Origin of the sequence: Hyphomicrobium sp. (assembly GCF_047600905.1) — a bacterium.
Classification (GTDB): Bacteria; Pseudomonadota; Alphaproteobacteria; order Rhizobiales; family Hyphomicrobiaceae; genus Hyphomicrobium_B.
In genome coordinates this window covers 2,726,975-2,747,090 of sequence record NZ_JASGKD010000001.1, presented here as the reverse complement: position 1 = coordinate 2,747,090, position 20,116 = coordinate 2,726,975, and the positions used below count along the sequence as shown (strand labels likewise).

Sequence of the window (20,116 nt, the reverse complement as noted above, 5' to 3'; positions counted from 1 at the left end):
GAAATATATATAAAAAAGAGGAGCGGCAGGTCCCGCAGCCAACCGCCCCTCTCTCAGCTGCCCGTGCCTTACGGCCGGGCGGATTTCGCCAGTCTCGCGAGTGTCACAAACTCCGCACGGTAACCGAACGGATCATCGCCGCGCGCCGACTTCGCGAGAGTCATGACATCGTCGAACGAGTATTTCGCTTCATATGGGGCTCCCCTCAGGAGATCGCCAAAGGCCGCGACGGCGACGGAAAAGCGCACATCCTGAGGAACGTCGGCAATGGTCGGCTTCGCCAGCACAGGCGTGATCGGAAGCGAGACCAGATCGGACGTATCGGACCCTGGCTTCTTATAGCGCAGTTTCAGGAAACCGAATTCGGATTCTTCGTCGCGCGCCTCGCTTTCGTGACCCGCCCCCGCGAGCTTGCCGTATCTCAGATCATCGACGAGGCGCGGCGAACCGACGGGCGTGATCTCGTAAATCGCCGTCACCGTATGACCGGATCCGATATCGCCGGCATCGACCTGATCATTATTGAAGTCTTCCCGGGAAAGCGCTCGCGTCTCGTATCCGATCAGCCGGTACTCGGAAACGCGGGCGGGATTCCACTCGACCTGCGCTTTCACGTCTTTGGCGATCGGGAACAAAGTCGAGGAAGCTTCGTCGACGAGAATCTTGCGGGCTTCATTGAGCGTATCGACGTAGGCCGCGGTGCCGTTGCCGTTCTGCGCCAGTGCCTGCATCAAGGCATCGTTGTGGTTCCCCTGTCCGACCCCGAGGATCGACAAATAAATTCCCGTCGCGCGCTTGCGCTCGATGAGACCTTTGAGTTGATCCCGGTCCGTGATGCCGACGTTGAAATCTCCATCCGTGGCGAGGATGATGCGATTGACGGCGTCTTTGTCGAAATTGGCCTCCGCGAGCCGATAGGCATCTTCAATGCCATCCGCGCCGTCCGTCGAACCGCCCGCATCGAGCTTGTCGATCGCGGCGAGAATCTTCTGTTTATCGCCGATCTTCGTCGGCTCCAGCGCAATGCCTGACCCCGACGCGTAAGTCACGATCCCGACGGTGTCGTCCGGTCGAAGCTGATCGACGAACATCCGAAGCGCGTTCTTGACCAGCGGCAGGCGGTCGTCGCTTTCCATCGATCCCGATACATCGAGCAGGAAAACCAGATTTGCGCGCGGACGCTCTGCGCGCTTCAGGTCATAACCCTTGATCGCAATGTGAACGAGCAGATCCGTCGGCTTCCACGGCGCGGGGACGACCGTAACCGTCGGCTTGAATGGAATGTCGGGTGTCGAGGGCGCGGGATAATCGTACGGGAAATAGTTGATCATCTCTTCGACGCGCACCGCATCTTTCGGCGGCAGATGGCCGGAGTTGAGCGCACGCCGGACAAACGAATAGGACGCCGTATCGACATCGACCGAAAACGTCGAAACCGGATCGGTCGCCGTCTGCTTGACCGGATTGATTTTCGTTGCCTCGAAGACGTCGCGGTCTTTGTATTTCGAAGTTGCCGCCGGTTCGTCCTCGACAAGCCCGGCAACGGATTGGGCCGCACGGCCATCGGCCTGATCAAAGCTTTGGCCTGTCAGATACGAAGGCGCAAACTCGGCGAAAGCCCGGCTCCTTGGAGCTTTCTCGGCCTTTCGAGTCAACGCTGCGAGGGCGTCGAGAGAATTGTCCGAAGGCAACGTTTGCACCATTTTAGAGATTGACGGCGCAGGACGATTGTCATTCCGCGGAGCGCTCGGCTGCGCGTCGGCAAGCGTCCCGTCTTGCTTCTTAGCGTCCGGAAGGGGCGGAGGCGGAGGCAGCGCGTTGGCCTCCGAAGACATGCGCTTTAGGTCGATCTCTGGCTTTGAGGGCGGCAACTGCGATGGTTCTGAAATTCGCTGATCCCATTCGTAAGTCTTGAAGGCCAGCGGCGCGACAATGACGAGTGCGGCGAGCGACGCGGCGATAGCCATGTTCTGCCGTGATGCGTACCCCATGAAAAAACTCCGTGTCCGGTTACTGGTCCGCGTAGGACGGCCGGCACGCGTATTTTCCTTGGTCGTGAAACCGATCTTTTCTTGCGGACGGAAAGTCGCCGCATCGAACGCTGATAGCGCCGTGTCGATAGCCGCGCGCTTGGCTTCCGCGCGTGGCGGATCCGCAGCGACAGTCTTCAGGGTTTCGAGGTCGCGGTGGGTCATCGCACTAGCCCGTCGCCTCAAGCAAAACTTTCAATCGCTTCTTTGCCTCGTGTACGTGCCACGATACGGTTTTCTCACTACAACCCATGATGCTGGCCGCTTCCGCATGGCTCATGTCCTCGCCATAGACGAGAAGAACCGCATCGCGTTGCTGGTCGGGGAGCGATCTCACGGCTCTCCACAAATCGAAGGCGTCCGCATCAATATCGTCGGCGAGCCCGTTCGCATCGAGCAGCCTTGAAATCTCTGACGGTTCGGTTGCGATAATCCTTTGGTCGCGTCGGAGATAATCGACCGTCGTGGTGTAGGCGATCCGATGCAGCCAAGTCGTAAAAGCCGATTGTGACCTGTACGACCGGATCGCGGACGCAAGTTTCAGCGCGACGTCCTGGGCAATATCTTCGGCTTTGGCGCGAGATGCCGTCCACCGCAACGCCAGGCGATAGATCCGGTCGTAGTGGCATTCGAGCAGGCGTGCGAACGATGCCCGGCAGCCGCCGGCCGCCCGCAGCGCGAGCATTTCATCCCTCTCGTTGTTCACGCCCACGGCTTTCCGCCCACACTGTCTCTATCATTGGACGGACGGGTTGCGATTTTCCTTGGGTGTCATCAAAGAAAAACTGTGTCGATGTTGGGCCGGATGTTTGTTAAGGGCGGCAGGGCGTGCCGGTGAAAATGCACACCGTCCCATTTGGGCCGGTCAGGCAGCGCTCTTCGGTATCATGGGCCCGCGCCCAGTTAGAGTAGTCGGGCCCGAGATCGGGATGAGCCCTGACCTTCGCTCGCCAGGTTGCGCGCGTTTTGGTTTTTGCGAGCCAGACGTAACGCGATTCCTCGCCGCGCGCCGTCACCGGTGTCGATGAGCACGTATCGGCGCGCACCGGGAACGAGAACATCGGAATCAGAAAACTCGCGAACGTGAGAGTCGCGAGGGTCTCGAGAGCTTTGGTCATGGTCTCTCGCAAGGATGAGGACGCTTTGCAAACGAGACGGGATAGAAGGATGTTTCGGCTCCGCTTGGCAAGATCAGTCCGGCCACACGCTCAATATCGAAACATGACATTCACCGTGCCATAGGCCGAAGGATCATTGGGCGTCCAGCCATCGATCCACCACGCCGCCCCGCCCGCCGCCGAAACCTCGCCGCCCGTCCATTCGTAGCGGGCGAACAGGCCGGCTCGTCCATTCCACGCGCCGTCTCCTGTTTCGATGTTCTTGTCGTAGCGAAGCTCCGGGCCGATCGAAAGCGAGGGCATCACGTGCCAGCCCGTGCGCCAGCGCGATGCCGTCTCGTTGCGTGCCGTCGAATAGCTGAGATCGAGCGACGACCATGCCGTGTCGTTGATTGTAAGCCAGAGTTCCAGAGCGCCTTTGACGCCGAATTCCGTGCCGTCGTTGTCGTGTGAAGGATCGACCCCGTCGACATGATGTTCGGATGACATCGACGCTCCCGCGAAGGCCTTCGCGGTCAATTGCCCGAGCTGCAGGTAATATCCGAGCAGCGCCTCGGCATAGGAATGCGAAACATCGAAATGCTGGCGCGTGCGATTTTGCTCGGTGCAGATGTCGTTCGACACCGCGACGCCGCAATTGGTGTGCGGACCGATCGTATCGTAGCTGTAGCGCCCGTATCCGCCTCCGAAACGCAGGCGCCAGCCGTTGCTGTAAATGTCCGGGCTGAAAGGCGCAATCGTCATGCCGGAGTAGGCGAACCACTGATCGCGTGCCGCATCGATGCCGCCGTAGATCTCGCGCCAGCCGTACTTCGGCTGAATTGCTGTTTCGGAAGCGTCTTGCGCAACGACCGGCGGTGACACGACCACCAACCCCGCGATCGTCGAAACGATCGCGACGGCGACGACGCGACCGCCGCTGTGACCCGACCTACGCATGCAAACGCAACTCGGAAAGTCTGCGTATTAACCCTAACGACTATAAGGGTCGGCACACCACAGGTTCGTCAAGGAGAACAAAGCTGAATTTATGCTACAATCATAAGAAGTTATAAGAAATATAGTGCCATTTTTAGTTGTGCGAGTGGCGCTGCCATAAGCGCATTGTCGGCTTGTCATTTGTCAATTCGCTGTCGCTCCAATCACGTAGAAGTTCGTTTCGTTCAACTCCTCGAAACAACCTGCACGCATCTGTGAAATGCGGCAGTCACGTACCTATGTTACTTAGCCTGAAAAGAGCGCCAGATATTATCGCGGACGCTCAAAAAGAACGCGTTGGGCCTTGCGATGGCTCAAATATTCGTGTGTCTGGGAGGACGCATCAATGCAGTCGGATTCGGAAGTTTCCGTACAGAATACTTCCCTTTACTATCCCTATTTTCAGAACATGTTCGAGCTGGCCGATCTAACCTCATATGCTTGGCAGCCGATATTGAAAGCAATTGGCCGTACCCAGCTTGAGGTCGCAAGTGTTCAGGCTCGCCAAACGCGGGCACTCGTTCATTGGGCCCACCAAATGGTACATCCCGCGACGCCTGCTGATTTCATCAACGCCAATTCGCAGCTGTGGGCGACGATGATGGAAGCCTATCTCGAACTCGGCGCCGCGCGTCGCTGCTGCGGTCGAGACGGCGACAGAAGCGGTCACCCCCAAAGTGCACGAACTGACGCCGAAACCGAGCCGCGATACGCTCGTACTCCTGGAGCGCGACGAAAGTGGGCTCCGAGAGCGCAAGGTCGCTTAACCATTTTGCGAGCCTAGCACACCGAGCGGGCGCCGAGGCCGGCGGACATTCTAATTGAGGTCCTTGAGCGCGTCGGCAAATCCCTTGAGCGAGATCGGGATGCCGATACCGGCTTCCTCGGTCTGGAAAATGATGAAGATCGCGGTTTTGCCGGTCTTCAATTGCTCAATGAGCGGGTCTTCGACCACAACCTGCGCGTAGCAGGCGAAGCTGTGGCACCTGAGGAACGGCGCGTGCCCGACGTCCTTGTTGTCGATCTTGAGGCCCAATCCCGGCGGCAGCAGCACCCCAAGCGGCGCGAATACGCGAAGGACGCGCGTCCCATTCGAGAATTTCTGGAAATAGACTGTCAGGCCGATGTTGTTCTTGTCCTCGGCCGTCACGCTTTGGACGAGTGCGCAAACCCCATTTTTCGAGCCGGGCGGCGGGTCCTTGCAGACGACCTGCCAGTCTCCGTACTGGGCTTTCACGGTCCCTTCGGGCGCGTCGACCGCAAAAGCGGCCGTCGACATCGTCGCTATGGCAATTGCTTGTGCGACCGCGAACACCCCAGCGGCGCTGCACACGGCCAGCACGATTGACCAATTGCAGGTGGCAAAGCTCTTGCGTAAGCGCGCAAGGAAATGGCTGGAACCTCGGAAATCCTGGGTATGCTGCAACAAGCGGTTGTCCTTAGGTCTCGCGGCAAACGCCATTCGAATGGGAAGTGATCAGGGAGAGACCGCGCTTCGTCGGCCAGGAATTCGGCCGAATTCTGTCGTGACAGCCCGAGGCATGTTGATCGATAACAGCCATTGATTCGCTGATCCGGCTCATGCTTTCGCGAATAAATGACGCAGAAAACTTGACTTGAGACGGTTGAACGGATTGTGCTCTTTATCAACCCGCCTTAACAAATCGATGAGGCATACGGTCCGGGCTTGCCCGGAGCGTTCCCGGTTGCGAAGCCGGGCAATAAGCAAACGGGCATTGGCCGCTCGCCGGCGCGCCGATGAAATTGGGAGGCTGTCGCGCCGGCGATGCGTGGCGCGACGAACTGGGAGCGAAGGAATGTCGAAAGGGATGTTTGGCGCGGTTGCCGTTCTGGCGGCCGCGTGTTTGGCGGTTGCTCTCGGTGGCGTGACGCCGGCCTTGGCGGGCCTCGGTCAGCCGACGGATGGTCAGCTGGGGCTGCAGCTCTCCGCTTCGCCCATCATGGATGAAATCGCCAGCCTCTTTAATATCGTCAACATCATCATCACCGTCATCGTCCTGTTCGTCCTGGCGCTGATGGTCTACGTGATGTTCCGCTTCAACGAGAAGAACAATCCGACCCCGTCCCGCACGACCCACAACACGGTTCTGGAAGTGGCTTGGACGGTCATTCCGATTCTCATCCTCGTCTTCATTGCCATTCCGTCGTTCCACCTCCTCTTCAATCAGTACACGTTCCCGAAGGCCGACGTCACGATCAAGGCCACGGGCAATGCGTGGTTCTGGGATCATGAATATGTCGACGAAGGCGTGACCCTTACGTCCAACATGATCAACGACGAAGATATCCTGCGGGCAAAGCTCGGCGACGATGCCTACGACAAGAAGTACGGCGCGCTCGAAGGTGCAGCGTTGCACAACGCGCTCTATGTCGACTCGCTTCCGATTTGGACCGAGGACAAGAAAATCCGCCGCCTTTCGGTTGATCAGGAAATCGCTGTTCCTGTGAACAAAGTTGTCGACGTCCTCATCACCTCCAACGACGTCATCCATTCCTGGACGATCCCTTCGTTCGGTGTGAAGCAGCAGGCCGTTCCAGGGCGCACCGCCGCCGTCTGGTTCAAGGCGACGAAGGTCGGCTCGTATTTCGGTCAGTGCTCGGTTCTGTGCGGTAAGCTGCACTCTGGCATGCCGATCGCAGTCCGCGTTGTCGATCAGCCGGTCTACGATGCGTGGATGGCGGCGCTGAAAGCCAAGGACAAGAAGAAGGCTCAGCAGATCCTCGACGCCGATACCGCAAGCCAGGCTGTCATTCAGCAGTCGGTCGCGCAGGTACAATAACTTCGGGCGTCCGCGGGTTGCGGTTCGCGATCGACGGAAAAAGATAGAACAAAAAGATCAGTCAAACTTCCGGGACAAGGGCTCTACGAAATGGGAAGCACGGCATACGCAGCGGGTGATGACCACGATCACGCCCCGCCTTTCTTTAAACGCTGGTTCTTTTCGACTAACCACAAAGACATCGGCACCCTTTACTTGTTGTTTGCGATCTTCGCGGGCTGCATCGGCGCCTTCCTTTCGGTCATGATGCGACTGGAGCTGCAGGAACCGGGTCTTCAGTATTTCTCCAACGAGGGCGTCTACAACGTCTTCGTCACCGCCCACGGCCTGATCATGGTGTTCTTCATGGTCATGCCTGCGATGATCGGCGGTTTCGGCAACTGGTTCGTGCCTTTGATGATCGGTGCGCCGGATATGGCGTTCCCGCGCATGAACAACATCTCGTTCTGGCTTCTGCCGGTCGCGTTCACGCTTCTTCTGATCTCGCTCTTCGTTCCCGGAACTGCGGACGCCAACGGCGTCGGCACCGGCTGGATCGTCGTAGCGCCGTTGTCGAGCAAGATCGGCCATCCGGGACCCGCGGTCGATTTCGCGATCCTTTCGCTTCACCTCGCCGGCGCCTCGTCCATTCTCGGCGCCATCAACTTCATCACCACCATCTTCAACATGCGCGCTCCGGGCATGACGCTGCACAAGATGCCGCTCTTTGCCTGGTCGGTGCTGGTCACCGCCTTCCTTCTGCTTCTGTCGCTGCCGGTTCTCGCCGGTGCAATCACGATGCTGCTGACGGACCGCAACTTCGGCACGACGTTCTACGACCCAGCAGGCGGCGGCGATCCGTTGCTCTATGCCCACTTGTTCTGGTTCTTCGGCCATCCTGAAGTCTACATTCTGATCCTGCCCGGCTTCGGCATGATCAGCCACGTCGTGTCGACCTTCTCGCGTAAACCGATCTTCGGCTACCTCGGCATGGCCTACGCCATGGTCGCCATCGGTCTCGTCGGCTTCGTCGTCTGGGCTCACCACATGTATACGGCGGGTCTCAGCGTCGACACGCAGGCCTACTTCATGTTCGCGACCATGGTCATTGCCGTCCCGACCGGCATCAAGATCTTCTCGTGGATCGCGACGATGTGGGGTGGCTCGATCCAGTTCCGCACGCCGATGGTGTGGGCGCTTGGATTCATCTTCCTCTTCACAATCGGCGGCGTCACCGGTGTCATGTGCTCGAATGCCGGTGTCGATCGTTCTCTGCACAACACCTACTACGTCGTGGCGCACTTCCATTACGTGCTGTCGCTCGGCGCCGTGTTCTCGATCTTTGCGGGCTGGTACTACTGGTTCCCGAAAATGTCGGGCTACATGTACAGCGAATTCCTCGGCAAGCTGCACTTCTGGCTGACCTTCATCGGCGCCAACGTCCTGTTCTTCCCGCAGCACTTCTTGGGCCTGGCCGGCATGCCGCGGCACTACGCCGACTATCCCGAAGCCTTCACTTACTGGAACCGGATCTCGTCCATCGGCTCTTACATTACGACGGCAGGCTTGCTCGTCTTCCTGTTCGGGATGTTCTACGCCTACTTCATCAAGAAGGAGAAGGCGGCGAGCAACCCGTGGGGTATCGGCGCAACGACCCTCGAATGGACCCTGCCGTCGCCGCCGGCCTTCCATTCTTACGAGACGCTGCCGCGCATCGCGGCGACGGATCATCACTGATTGAAGCCTCGTGCGAACTGCGGGCCGGATGTCTCGGCCCGCAGTACCGCTAGAGAAAAACCAAAACCCTTGTTCCAGGAACGGCACCTCGGAAATGAGCATTCAGAGTGAGATCAGCGATGGCGATCTGATACTTGAGCCAAGTGTCAGTGATTTCATCCAGCTGATGAAGCCACGCGTGATGACGCTCGTCGTCTTCACTGCACTCGCCGCCATGCTTGCGGCTCCTGGACCGATCAATCCTGTCCTCGGCGTCATTGCGATCATCACCATCGCTATCGGTGCGGGCGCATCCGGCGCCCTCAACATGTGGTACGACGCCGATATCGATGCCCGCATGGCGCGCACGGCCGCTCGCCCTCTGCCGCGTGGGCGGGTGACCGGCGAAGAGGCGCTGAACTTTGGCGGCGTCCTGGCGGTTTGCTCCGTGCTGACGCTCGGCGTCCTTGTCAACTGGACGGCCGGCGCGCTCCTCGCGATCACGATCGCCTTCTATCTCTTCGTCTATACAATGTGGCTGAAGCGCCGGACGCCCTACAACATCGTCATCGGGGGTGCCGCGGGCGCATTTCCGCCAATGATCGGCTGGGCGGCCGTCACCGGTGGCATCAGCTTCGACAGTCTTCTGCTGTTTCTCATCATCTTCATGTGGACGCCACCGCACTTCTGGGCGCTCTCTCTCTATCGCTGTCGCGATTACGAGCGCGTCGGCGTCCCGATGCTGCCCGTGGTTGCAGGTCTGAACGAGACGCGCCGCCAGATTCTCCTTTATTCGTTGGCCCTAGTGCCGCTGGCAGTCGTGCCGTATTTCGTCGGTCTAGGCGGCATCACGTACCTCGTTTGCGCTTCCGTTCTTGGCGCGGTTTTCCTGGCGCTCGCGGTTCGCGTCTATTTCACGGTAGAGGGCCGTGAGGCCGATACCGCCGCGCGCCGGCTCTTTTGGTTTTCGATCCTTTATCTCTACGTGCTGTTCGCGGTGCTTCTCGGTGAAGCGGTCGTGAACCGTGTCTTGGCGTGAGGCAGCGTGACGGAGCAACCTAAAGCCCCCGAGCGTTTGGATCCGAGAGCGGAGAAAATCCGCCGCCGGCGATCGATCGCAATCGCATTGACGCTCGGCTTCATGGTGCTGGCGTTCTATATCGCGACGTTCGTTCGCCTTGGCGGCAACGTCGTGAACGGCATCGGCTGACGGGAGGGGACTTGGGTGGAAAGCAACGAAGACAAGTCCGCAAAGATGTCCCGCAACAATACGCGGGTTGTCGCCGTTTGCCTCGGCGCTCTCGCGGTCATGGGCGCAGTCACGGCTGCCTCGCCGACCCTTTACACCATGTTCTGCAAGGCGACGGGCTACAACGGTACGACCCAGCGTTCTGCAGCCAATGCTAACAAAGTTCTCGACCGCACGATCACGGTCCGCTTCGATTCAAACGTCGCTTCCGGCCTGCCGTGGTCGTTCGAACCCGACGTCAAGAAAATGACCGTCAAGATCGGCGAGACGGGCCTCGCATTCTTCCGCGCCACGAACAACTCCGACAAGCCAGTGACGGGACAAGCCTCCTATAACGTCACCCCGGAGGCCTTAGGGTTATACTTCAACAAAATTCAATGCTTCTGCTTCAACGAGCAGACGCTGAAACCGCATCAGACGGTGGAAATGCCGGTCACGTTCTTCCTCGATCCGAAGATGGTCGACGATCGCGACACGGAGACCCTGTCGGAAGTTACGCTATCTTACGTTTTCTACCCGGTCGATCGTCCGGCTGCGACCGCCGATGCGTCGTCCAAGGGTAAGAGCGGAGGCTAGCGGCGGCGGCGAAGAAGAGTTCGAGAAATCGGATCGAAAAGTTCAGCGCACCTGAGTAACACTTGTGCGCTGACTTTAAGGTTCAAGCAAAAACGGGCTAAAGCCTGAAGGGGACGGAGACGGAAATGGCGGATACGCACGCGAAGCATCACGACTATCACCTTGTAAATCCGAGCCCCTGGCCGTTGTTGACGTCGATGTCGGCCCTCGTCATGGCCATCGGCGCCATCGTCTGGATGCGCACGCATGTCGATGGCGAAGGCGTTCTTGGCCTGAAAGGTCCCTGGCTCTTTGCAATCGGCGGAACGGCCGTCGTCGCTTGCGCCTGGGCTTGGTGGATCGACGTCATCCGCGAAGCCAACCAAGGCTTCCAGAACTCCGATCGTCCAGCTCCATCTTCGCTACGGCATGATCCTCTTTATCGCCTCGGAGGTCATGTTCTTCGTCGCCTGGTTTTGGGCCTATTTCGATTTCGCGCTGTTCCCTGCCGGCGTCCACGATCTGATGAACAATACGACTCAGATGGTTGGGACCACCACGCGCGATCAGGTGTTCGGAGGCAAGTGGCCCCCGGTGCCGGTCGAGGCGACCGAGGCGTCGATCCCGGGCTTCTTCAAGCACACCTTCAACCCATGGGGCCTGCCGCTCGTCAACACGCTCATTCTGTTGACCTCGGGCTGCACTGTGACGTGGGCTCACCACGCGCTGCTGAAGAATGACCGCCGCGGACTCGTCATCGGCCTGATCCTGACGGTTCTTCTTGGCATGACCTTCACCGTTTGCCAGGCCATCGAGTACAGCCACGCCGGCTTCAGCTTTGCGGGCCACTCGTATGGGTCGTCGTTCTTCATGGCGACCGGCTTCCACGGCGCACACGTGATCATCGGTACGATCTTCCTGTTTGTCTGCCTCATCCGGGCGATGCGCGGAGCCTTCACGCCGCAACAACATTTCGGCTTCGAGGCGGCGGCTTGGTACTGGCACTTCGTCGACGTCGTCTGGCTGTTCCTGTTTGCCTGCATTTACGTTTGGGGCGCCGGCCCGATCGTTCCGGGCGCCGAATAAGCCCGCGCACGCGTCAGATACGAAATCTGTTTGCAAGAGGCGGCCGAAAGCCGCCTCTTGTCGTTTGCGGCGTGGCACTCTTCGGAGTTGAATAACCGCGCCGGATGCGCACTATTCGCCGCTTACGCTACCGTTTGGAACTGAGATGGCCTTGGATAATATCAAACCGTCGGTTTCGCCGCTCTCCGCCGGTCTAAGCTGCCGGTGCCCGCGCTGCGGCAAAGGCAAGCTGTTCGTCAATGTCTTGAACATGCGCGACAAGTGCGATGCGTGCGGTCTCGACTACAAATTCGTCGACACGGGCGATGGTCCCGCCGTCTTCGCCATCTTCATCCTCGGCTTTCTCGTCGTCGGCGGCGCACTGATCGCCGAGTTCCAATTCGGTGTTCCCTGGTGGATGCACGTTCTGCTTTGGGGCATTCTAACGCCCTTGATCGGCGTGCTGATCCTTCGTTTCCTCAAGGCGACACTGATCGCCTTGCAGTTCAAGAACAAGGCCGAGGAAGCCCGTCTCTCCAAGGAGTGAGCATGTTTGCCCGCTGGCGTGCCGCCGGCCTCGTCGTTCCCGGACTTTTGACCCTTGCGATGCTGCCGGTCCTCATCGGCCTTGGCAATTGGCAATGGCATCGGAAAGCGTGGAAAGAGGCGCTGATCTCGCGCATCGAAACGAGGCGAACGGCAGAGCCGATTTCCTATCCCGCCGTACTCTCCGAATTCGTGAAGAGCGGCGACGTCGAATATCTTCATATGCGCGTCCGAGGCACCTTCGATTACGGCCTTGAACGCCATCTCTATCATCCGACCGTGCAGTCCCAAGGCTGGGACATCTACACTTTGCTCACTCCGGACGGCGGCCTTCCTCCGCTTTTCGTCAATCGCGGCTGGGTGCCCGATGCATTGAAAGAGCCTTCCACCAGAGCGGAGGGTCAGATCGCGGGGCCCGTCGAGGTCACGGGTCTGGTGCGATTGGCGCAGCCCAAACCCTGGTTCGCGCCGGACAACGACTATGCCGGCAATCGCTGGTACTGGCCGGATCTGACCGGCATGCAATGGGGCCCTCAGGGCCCGCCGTCGCCGCTTCAGTTCAACGCCGAAAAACGTCAGGCGTTTGCGCCGTTTTCGCTAGATGCCGACGCGCTGCCGGCCAATCCCGGCGGCTGGCCGAAGGGCGGGACCACTGAAATCAATTTGCCCAACAACCATCTCCAATACGTCGTTACGTGGTATGGCCTCGCCGTGACGCTGATCGTCGTTTTCACCATCTTCGCTCGACAGAGACTTTCGGCTGTGGGAGATGGAAAAGCGCAATCTAAGGACGAATAGCCGGGCATTCCGCGCCTGATGCGAGTTGTTCGCCGGAGCCGATGGAACTAGGCTTTGCCGCCCGGACACTGGCGCGGCCTTGAAGGAACGAGAGAAAATTTGAACTACATCTCAACGCGCGGGGAAGTCGAAAAGCTGGGGTTCGAGGATGTCGTCCTCGCTGGTCTTGCGCGCGATGGCGGTCTCTATCTGCCCGAGCATTGGCCTGTCCTTTCCCCGGTAACGATCAAATCGTTCGCCACGAAATCCTTCGCGGAGATTGCGGTCGATGTCATTCATCCCTTCACTGGCGATGAAATTTCGCGCGGCGACTTGTTGCTCATGGCGAAGGATGCCTACGCGACGTTCAACACTGCCGAGGTGACCCCGCTCCGACCGTTGAAGCCAGGGCTCACCGTGCTAGAGCTTTTTCATGGTCCGACGCTCGCCTTCAAAGACGTCGCCATGCAGCTACTCGCCCGGCTGATGGACCACGTACTCGCGAAGCGAGGCCGCCGCGCCACCATTGTCGGCGCCACATCGGGGGACACCGGCGGCGCCGCGATCGAAGCCTTCAGAACCTCGAAGCGCGTCGATGTCGTGATCCTCTTCCCCGAGGGCCGCGTCTCCGACGTGCAGCGCCGCATGATGACGACGCCAGCGGAAAAGAACGTTCACGCCCTTGCCATTCGCGGCACGTTCGACGACTGCCAGGCCCTCGTCAAAGCCATGTTCAACGATCATGCGTTCCGCGATCGCGTCGAACTGTCGGGCGTCAACTCGATCAATTGGGCGCGCATCGTCGCCCAGGTGACCTATTACTTTTACGCCTCGTCACGCCTTGGCGACGGCAACAACAAGGCGCTTTCGTTCGCCGTTCCGACCGGCAATTTCGGCGATATTTTCGCGGGCTACGTCGCCAAGCGCATGGGCCTTGCGATCGACAAGCTCATTATAGCATCGAACGAGAACGATATCCTCCCACGCACCGTCGCGACCGGCCTGTATGCGATGCGCGACGTCATCGCGACGTCGTCTCCATCGATGGATATCCAGATCTCATCCAATTTCGAGCGCTACCTGTTTGAGGCTTCCGGTCGCGATGCCGACCTGATCCGCAGCCTCATGGCGTCATTGACGGCCAAAGGATCATTTGAACTTGGCCGTCTGAAGCCGATCCTGCAGCAAGACTTCGCCGCCTCTTCGGCCTCCGAACAGGACGTCGAAGCCTGCATCCGCGATACCGAGCAACGCTATGGCTATCTCCTCGATCCGCATACGGCCTGCGCCTTCGTTACGGCCGAGCGTCTGAACGTCGGCGATACGGTTGTCCTCTCGACCGCGCATCCTGCCAAATTCCCCGACGCGATCGAACGCATCACGGGCAAGCGCCCGCCGCTTCCCGAGGGCTTTGAACATCTGATGTCGGATAAAGAGCATTTCGAAGTGCTGCCGAACAGCCTCTCAGCCGTGGAAGAATTCGTGCTCAATCATAGTCGCGCCGCCTCGGGGGTATCGCGATGACAATCGAACTGACGACACTGTCGAACGGGCTTCGCGTCGTAACCCATCACATGCCGAGGCTCGAAACCGTGTCTTTCGGCGTCTGGGTTGCCGTCGGAGCGCGCCACGAGCGCGCCGATCAGCACGGCCTTGCCCACTTCCTGGAACACATGGCCTTTAAGGGCACGAGTTCGCGCACGGCGCGGCAGATCGCCGACGAAATCGAGGGCGTTGGCGGCGATCTCAACGCTTCGACCGGCCTCGATACCACCGCCTATTTCGCGCGCGTCTTGAAGGGTGACGAACAGGTGGCTCTCGAAGTCATCGCCGATATTCTGCTCAATTCGAAATTCTCGGCAGAAGATGTCGATAAGGAGCGGGTCGTGATCCAGCAGGAGATCGCGGCCTCCGACGATAACCCCGACGATATCGCCTTCGATCTGATGCAGGGCGTCGCCTATCCGCGCCAATCGATCGGCAGGCCGATCCTCGGCACCAAAGCGAGCGTCGGCGCCTTCCAGGCGGCCGATTTCAAGTCCTACCTCGAGGAGCACTATCTTCCTGGCGCCATTGTCGTTTCCGCCGCGGGAGCTGTGCACCACAAAGCCATAGTTCGCCACGTTGAGGCCCTATTCGGGGGGCTCACTTCCCGGCCAAGGGGAACTGAATCGTCGGCGCTCTACGGGGGCGGTTTTGCTGCGTCGGGCAAGCCATTTGAGCAAAGCCACGTTCTAATCGGATTACCGTCGCCGTCGTATTTGGACCCTGGGTTCTATACGGCTCAAGTCTTTTCGGGGCTGTTCGGCGGGGGAATGTCATCCCGCCTGTTTCAAGAGATCCGGGAAGACCGGGGGCTGTGCTATTCGATCAATTCGTCGGTCTGGGGACTTAGGGACACTGGAATGCTTTCCGTCCATGCAGCGACATCTCCCGAACTGGTCGGCGAACTCGCGGAGCTGGTGGCGGTTCAACTGGCCGAAATCGCCGACACCGGCCCAACCGAAGCCGAGCTGCAGCGCTCGAAAGCCCAACTCAAGGCCGGCCTGCTGATGGCGCTGGAAAGCTCCGCCGTGAACGCCGAGCAGATGGCTCGCCAGCTTCTCTCTCAGGGCCGCCTCATTCCGATAACCGAGTTGATCGAACGCGTTGACGCGGTCGATCAGGCTCGGATCAAATCCTTCGCCCAGACCTTGATGGAAGAAACGCCGTCCGTCGCCGTCATCGGGTCGGGACGAAAATCATCTGGACAGGCGTCGCGCATTGCGGCGCGCTTTACTTCGCGCGATGCTTCGGCGGTCGCCGGCAAGGCAGCGAGGTAACTGGGCGTGGCCTTTCTTCGCTCGATCCGTCCCGAAGAGGATTTTGAGGTCGTTCACGGCCGCTCGTTGACGCTACGTCAGCCGGTTGTCGCCGACTACACGGCGTGGGCGGAACTCAGGGCGTTGAGCCGCGCGCATCTGACGCCGTGGGAACCGACATGGTCGCCGGACGATCTCTCCCGCACCATGTATCGCCGCCGCCTCCGGGCCTACGCGCGCGACATCCACAACGACGTCTCCTACCCTTATTTCATTTTCGAAAACGCAACCGGCGCTCTGATCGGCGGCCTCACGCTTTCGAACGTCCGGCGCGGCTCGGCCCAGACCGCGTCGCTTGGCTATTGGATGGGCGCACCATATGCCGGCCGCGGCCACATGCGCGACGCAGTCGCAATGCTTTTGCCCATGGCCTTCAACGCCTTGCGCCTCCACCGTATTGAGGCGGCCACGATGCTGAATAATTTCCCGTCCATGCGTGTCCTTGAATCCGTCGGTTTTGAGCGCGAAGGAATGGCGCGCGCATACCTGAAGATCAACGGCCGGTGGGAGGATCACCTGCTTTACGCGCGTCATGCAGAGGGGCCCGAAGCAGGCACATCGCAACAGGGGGTGTAATGGCAGTCCGGGGGACTGACGGAGGGGAGTGGAGACGGTCCTGGCTTGGATTGCTGGGGATCGTTGTCGCATGCCTCGTGAGCCTCGCCGGCCGGGCCGAAGCCCTGACGCCGATCACCGTCGAACCCGATCAAGACCGCATCGAGATCACGACACTCGGCGAAGCCTACGAAGGGCGCGGCGACAGTCTTCAGGTCGAGACCGCGGCCGGCGCCGATGGCGTGTCGGGCCGCATGACGGTTCGCGCCTCCGTGCCCGGCACCAGCCCCAACTGGATCGTCTTCGCGCTCACCAATAAGTCCGACAAATCGCTTGAGCGGTTATTGACCGCCGACCGCTATACCATCGTCGGCTCTGGGACCGTCTGGCCGGACCTCGACGCGCGCCGGATCGAAAGCGTCACGCCCTCAGTCGGCTTCGTCCCTGAACGCATCAAGAGCGATAAGGCCGACGTCTTCCGTATTACGCTCGAACCCGGGCAAACGATCACGTATGTCGCCGAACTTGCGGGCGATCACTACGCGCGCATGTATCTGTGGCAGCCCATCGACTACGAGATCAAATCCCGCGACCGCCAGCTTTTCAACGGCGCGATGCTCGGCCTGACCGGCCTGCTAGCGATCTTCCTGACTTCGATCTTCGCGGCAAACCACAAACTGATCTTCCCCGCGGGCGCCTTGGTCGCCTGGACTGTTCTCAATTACCTGTGCGTCGACTTCGGCTTCTTCCACAAGCTGTTCAATCTGCGACCCGAAGATAACGCCGTCTATCGCGCCGCAGGTGAAGCCGCGATGGCGTCGAGTTTCGTCATCTTCCTGTCGACGTTCCTGCGGCTCGGGCTCTGGCACGGCATCGTTCGGATGATGATCGGCGTCTGGATCATCGCCCAGCTCACCTTGATAGCCGTCGCCGTCATCGACCCACGCCTTGCCGCGACGTTCGCCCGCCTGTCATTTTTGGCGATCGGCGGTGTCGGCGGCTTGTTCACGATCTTCTTGGCTCTGAAAGGCCAGGATCGCGCCCTCGCGCTCGTTCCGACCTGGCTTCTGCTTTTGGTTTGGATCTTCGCGACCGGCATGACATTGGCAGGCCGGATGTCCGGCGACGTCGTCGTTTCCAGCCTCGTCGCCGGGCTCGTGCTCGTCGTTATTTTGATGGGCTTCACCGTCACGCAATTCGCCTTCCGTTCGGCTGACGCCGTATACTCCGGCGCGCCAACCGAATTGCAGAGTCGATCCCTGGCGCTCGCTGCATCAGGTTCTTCGATCTGGGAATGGAACATCCGCCGCGACGAAATCAAGGTCGGACCCGAGGTCGAAATCGCTCTGTCGCTGATGCCCGGCGAATTGACGTCCAAGGTCGATGACTTCCTCAAGCACGTTCACCCGACCGACAAGGAACGCTTCAGGGTCACGCTGATGACGGCGCAGGAGCGATCGGGAATCCGCATCAAGAGCGACTTCCGTCTTCGCCATGCCGACAACAGCTGGCGCTGGTTCGAGCTTGAGGCCGCCAGTGTGCCGAACGCCGACGGCCGCACGTTGCGCTGTGTTGGTCTGATACGCGACGTGTCGGACGCCAAGCGCGCCCACGAGCGCCTGCTGCACGATGCCGTCCATTGCAGTCTCACCGGCTTGCCCAACCGCGAATTGTTTATCGATCGGCTGAAAACGGTGATCGTTCGGGCCAAGTCCGACAAGACGGTAAAGCCCGCGGTCATTTTCATCGACCTCGACAAATTCAAGACCGTCAATGCATCCTTCGGGCTCGTTCGCGGTGACAGCCTGCTGTTGACCGTCGCGCGCCGTCTTCAGCGCCATCTCGGTCCGCAGGATACGGTCGCCCGCGTCGGCGGCGATCAATTTGCGATGCTTTTCGTCGGCGAGCGCGAAGCCCGAAACCTGCCGGCTCTCGCCGAGCGCGTCCGCCGCTCTCTTCGCGCGCCGATCCCGCTCGCGAACCAGGAGGTGATCCTGACGGGCTCGATGGGTGTCGCCGTTTGGGACGGGACGCAAGGCGCCGATGGCGATCTTCTGAAGGACGCCGAGCTTGCGATGTATCGCGCCAAGCAGGGCGGTTCTGACCGTATCGAGGTGTTCGAACCTTCGATGCGCCGCGATCGCGATTCCGATGCTCAAATCGAGGCCGATCTCGCGCGTGCCATCGAGAAGAACAATCTTAAAGTCCTGTATCAGCCGATCGTCTATCTGCCGACCAAGGAACTCGCCGGCTTTGAAGCGCAGTTGCGCTGGGAGCATCCAAACCTTGGCCTCATCAATCCTTTGGCCCAGTTGGCGGATACCGGCGACACTGAAATCCTGATCAAGCTTTGCTCGCACCTGCTGCTGCGGGCGGCAAGAGACGTCGCGCGCTGGGTGCTGGAGCTGCCGCGTTCCGAACGCCCGATCTTCGTCTCGGTGAACGTCTCCGGCCGCCAGTTCTTCCGTCCCGAGTCGGTACAGGAGGTGCGCCACGTCCTCGGTCGCAATATCGCCCCAACCGGTACGATGCGGCTCGAGATCTCCGAAGCTCTGCTGATGGACAATCCCGAGCAGGCGATCGAGGTCCTAAAGCTCTTGAGTGGCTCGGGCGTTGAATTGACGCTCGACGATTTCGGAACCGGCTTCTCCTCGCTCGCCTACCTTCATCGTTTCCCGTTCGATACGATCAAGATCAACAGCGAGCTGGTTCGCGGCAGCGGCACCGGCGCAGGTGCCGCGATCATGCGGTCGATGGTTGCTCTCGCCCATGAGCTTTCGATGACCATCGCCGCCGAAGGCGTCGAACGTGCCGACGAGGCCGCATTTTTAAGGTCGATCGGATGCGAGTTCGCGCAAGGCTACCATTTCGGCGAGCCGATCCCGGAAAAAGCCGTCTCCCAGCTTCTGAAAATGGTTCGCCGGTCGGAACGCAAGCTGCAGCCGCGTGGCTTCTTCAGGCCAAAGTCGAAAGCACCTGCGAAGGAAGTTACAAAGAAGCCCGCCAAGGTTATCGCAGCGGCCGGAAAAGATCAGAAATCCGCTTCCGCTGTGCCTCAAACAGCCGGATCACCCGCGACGAAGTCCGCGGCGCTGCCATCCGGATCGGTCGTACGCCAGCGGCAGAAGCCCATCGCCCCGCCCGTCGAGAAACAGCCGATCAATGGTGCGGGGTCGGCGAATATTGCCGCTCGCAATGGGCTCGCCAATGGCGCGGCCAAGCCGATACCCGAAATTGCCCTTCGTGCTCCCGATCCGATGACGTTGCCGCCAGCCTCGTTGCCAGGCGCGCCGCCGATGCCGAACGGCAATCTTGCCGCCGCTCCCGTGACTCAATCGCTGCGGACGCAGCCGCCGTCGCGTCGTCCTATTCCGAACGTCGCGGATGGCTCCGCGCCGACCGGTCCTGTGACGTCGCCGCCAACCCAGCCGATACCCGGGCAACCGCCCGCGCGAAAGGCGAACGGAACTCACCCTGCCGCGCCGCCCGAATTGAAGCCGCTGCCAGACGAGCACAAGAATATCGTGTCGCCGCTCGCTGAGGCTCTCGCGCGCGCCAGCAGCTCTCCCCCGCCGGTGGGGACGCCTATTGCTCCGTCCTTGCGCAGTGATACGCCGACAATCATTCCGTCGTCGCCGCCTCCGCCTTTGCCCGCCAATGGCAATGGCGTGTCCTTCCCGTCGGATCCATCCAATCAACCGGACTTCTCGACGCTGCCGCCGTCGATTGCGGCAAGCCTTGCCCGTCTCGCGGGCGCGCCTACGACCGGAAGTGTCAAGACGGCTGGCGGTCCCGCGACGAGCGATGGTGCATCAGCCGAGCCCAAGAAGCCGACGAAGGTCGGCTCCGCCGGCGTTTGAGAAAATCCTTCAATCAAAACGAAGGG

Annotated in this window: 16 protein-coding genes and 1 pseudogene; 12 read left to right on the top strand and 5 right to left on the bottom strand. The window is 60.2% G+C overall.

Features of this window, described 5'->3' with window-relative positions; all coding sequences use genetic code 11:
* Window positions 1-68: 68 nt before the first annotated feature.
* From QM780_RS13130 to QM780_RS13110, 5 genes are all read right to left on the bottom strand, one after another.
* Window positions 69-2,195 carry a vWA domain-containing protein gene (locus tag QM780_RS13130; protein WP_415070900.1) on the bottom strand — a complete coding sequence of 709 codons (2,127 nt, stop codon included), beginning with the start codon at window positions 2,193-2,195 and terminating at the stop codon, window positions 69-71.
* A gap of 4 nt (window positions 2,196-2,199) precedes the next feature.
* Entirely contained in the window at window positions 2,200-2,736 is a 537-nt protein-coding gene (locus tag QM780_RS13125; RefSeq protein ID WP_415070899.1) for an RNA polymerase sigma factor, read from the bottom strand.
* Between the two features lie 106 nt (window positions 2,737-2,842).
* The gene (locus QM780_RS13120) at window positions 2,843-3,148 is read right to left on the bottom strand and encodes a hypothetical protein (protein ID WP_415070898.1); all 306 of its coding nucleotides are present in this window, start codon (window positions 3,146-3,148) and stop codon (window positions 2,843-2,845) included.
* A gap of 90 nt (window positions 3,149-3,238) precedes the next feature.
* Window positions 3,239-4,087: a cellulose biosynthesis protein BcsS gene (bcsS, locus tag QM780_RS13115; RefSeq protein ID WP_415070897.1), complete on the bottom strand. Its 849-nt coding sequence runs from the start codon at window positions 4,085-4,087 to the stop codon at window positions 3,239-3,241.
* A gap of 856 nt (window positions 4,088-4,943) precedes the next feature.
* Entirely contained in the window at window positions 4,944-5,555 is a 612-nt protein-coding gene (locus tag QM780_RS13110; RefSeq protein ID WP_415070896.1) for an invasion associated locus B family protein, read from the bottom strand.
* Between the two features lie 388 nt (window positions 5,556-5,943).
* On the opposite strand from QM780_RS13110, the gene coxB reads away from it, so the two are divergent.
* The 12 genes and pseudogenes from coxB to QM780_RS13050 all read left to right on the top strand — a co-directional run bounded on the left by coxB (window position 5,944) and on the right by QM780_RS13050 (window position 20,090).
* Window positions 5,944-6,927, top strand: a complete 984-nt coding sequence (coxB, locus tag QM780_RS13105; protein ID WP_415070895.1) for a cytochrome c oxidase subunit II — start codon at window positions 5,944-5,946, stop codon at window positions 6,925-6,927.
* Between the two features lie 90 nt (window positions 6,928-7,017).
* Window positions 7,018-8,643: a cytochrome c oxidase subunit I gene (gene ctaD, locus QM780_RS13100; RefSeq protein WP_415070894.1), complete on the top strand. Its 1,626-nt coding sequence runs from the start codon at window positions 7,018-7,020 to the stop codon at window positions 8,641-8,643.
* 94 nt (window positions 8,644-8,737) lie between these two features.
* On the top strand, window positions 8,738-9,661 hold the full coding sequence (locus tag QM780_RS13095) for a heme o synthase (protein ID WP_415070893.1): 924 nt from the start codon (window positions 8,738-8,740) through the stop codon (window positions 9,659-9,661).
* Window positions 9,662-9,667: 6 nt separating this feature from the next.
* Window positions 9,668-9,832 carry a protein CoxF gene (locus QM780_RS13090; RefSeq protein ID WP_415070892.1) on the top strand — a complete coding sequence of 55 codons (165 nt, stop codon included), beginning with the start codon at window positions 9,668-9,670 and terminating at the stop codon, window positions 9,830-9,832.
* A 15-nt stretch (window positions 9,833-9,847) separates the two neighbouring features.
* Window positions 9,848-10,447, top strand: a complete 600-nt coding sequence (locus QM780_RS13085) for a cytochrome c oxidase assembly protein (RefSeq protein WP_415070891.1) — start codon at window positions 9,848-9,850, stop codon at window positions 10,445-10,447.
* Window positions 10,448-10,572: 125 nt separating this feature from the next.
* Window positions 10,573-11,512: pseudogene (locus tag QM780_RS13080) on the top strand (cytochrome c oxidase subunit 3).
* 145 nt (window positions 11,513-11,657) lie between these two features.
* Window positions 11,658-12,038 carry a DUF983 domain-containing protein gene (locus tag QM780_RS13075; protein WP_415070890.1) on the top strand — a complete coding sequence of 127 codons (381 nt, stop codon included), beginning with the start codon at window positions 11,658-11,660 and terminating at the stop codon, window positions 12,036-12,038.
* A 2-nt stretch (window positions 12,039-12,040) separates the two neighbouring features.
* Window positions 12,041-12,835, top strand: coding sequence for an SURF1 family protein (locus QM780_RS13070; protein WP_415070889.1), 795 nt, complete (start codon window positions 12,041-12,043; stop codon window positions 12,833-12,835).
* A 99-nt stretch (window positions 12,836-12,934) separates the two neighbouring features.
* Window positions 12,935-14,338 carry a threonine synthase gene (gene thrC, locus QM780_RS13065; protein WP_415070888.1) on the top strand — a complete coding sequence of 468 codons (1,404 nt, stop codon included), beginning with the start codon at window positions 12,935-12,937 and terminating at the stop codon, window positions 14,336-14,338.
* The gene (locus QM780_RS13060; protein ID WP_415070887.1) at window positions 14,335-15,636 is read left to right on the top strand and encodes a M16 family metallopeptidase; all 1,302 of its coding nucleotides are present in this window, start codon (window positions 14,335-14,337) and stop codon (window positions 15,634-15,636) included. The genes thrC and QM780_RS13060 overlap by 4 nt, the downstream gene beginning before the upstream one ends.
* Before the next feature lie 6 nt (window positions 15,637-15,642).
* Complete coding sequence (locus tag QM780_RS13055) at window positions 15,643-16,251, top strand: GNAT family N-acetyltransferase (RefSeq protein WP_415070886.1); 609 nt, start codon at window positions 15,643-15,645, stop codon at window positions 16,249-16,251.
* Window positions 16,251-20,090: an EAL domain-containing protein gene (locus tag QM780_RS13050; protein WP_415070885.1), complete on the top strand. Its 3,840-nt coding sequence runs from the start codon at window positions 16,251-16,253 to the stop codon at window positions 20,088-20,090. The genes QM780_RS13055 and QM780_RS13050 overlap by 1 nt, the downstream gene beginning before the upstream one ends.
* The last annotated feature ends 26 nt before the right edge of the window (window positions 20,091-20,116 follow it).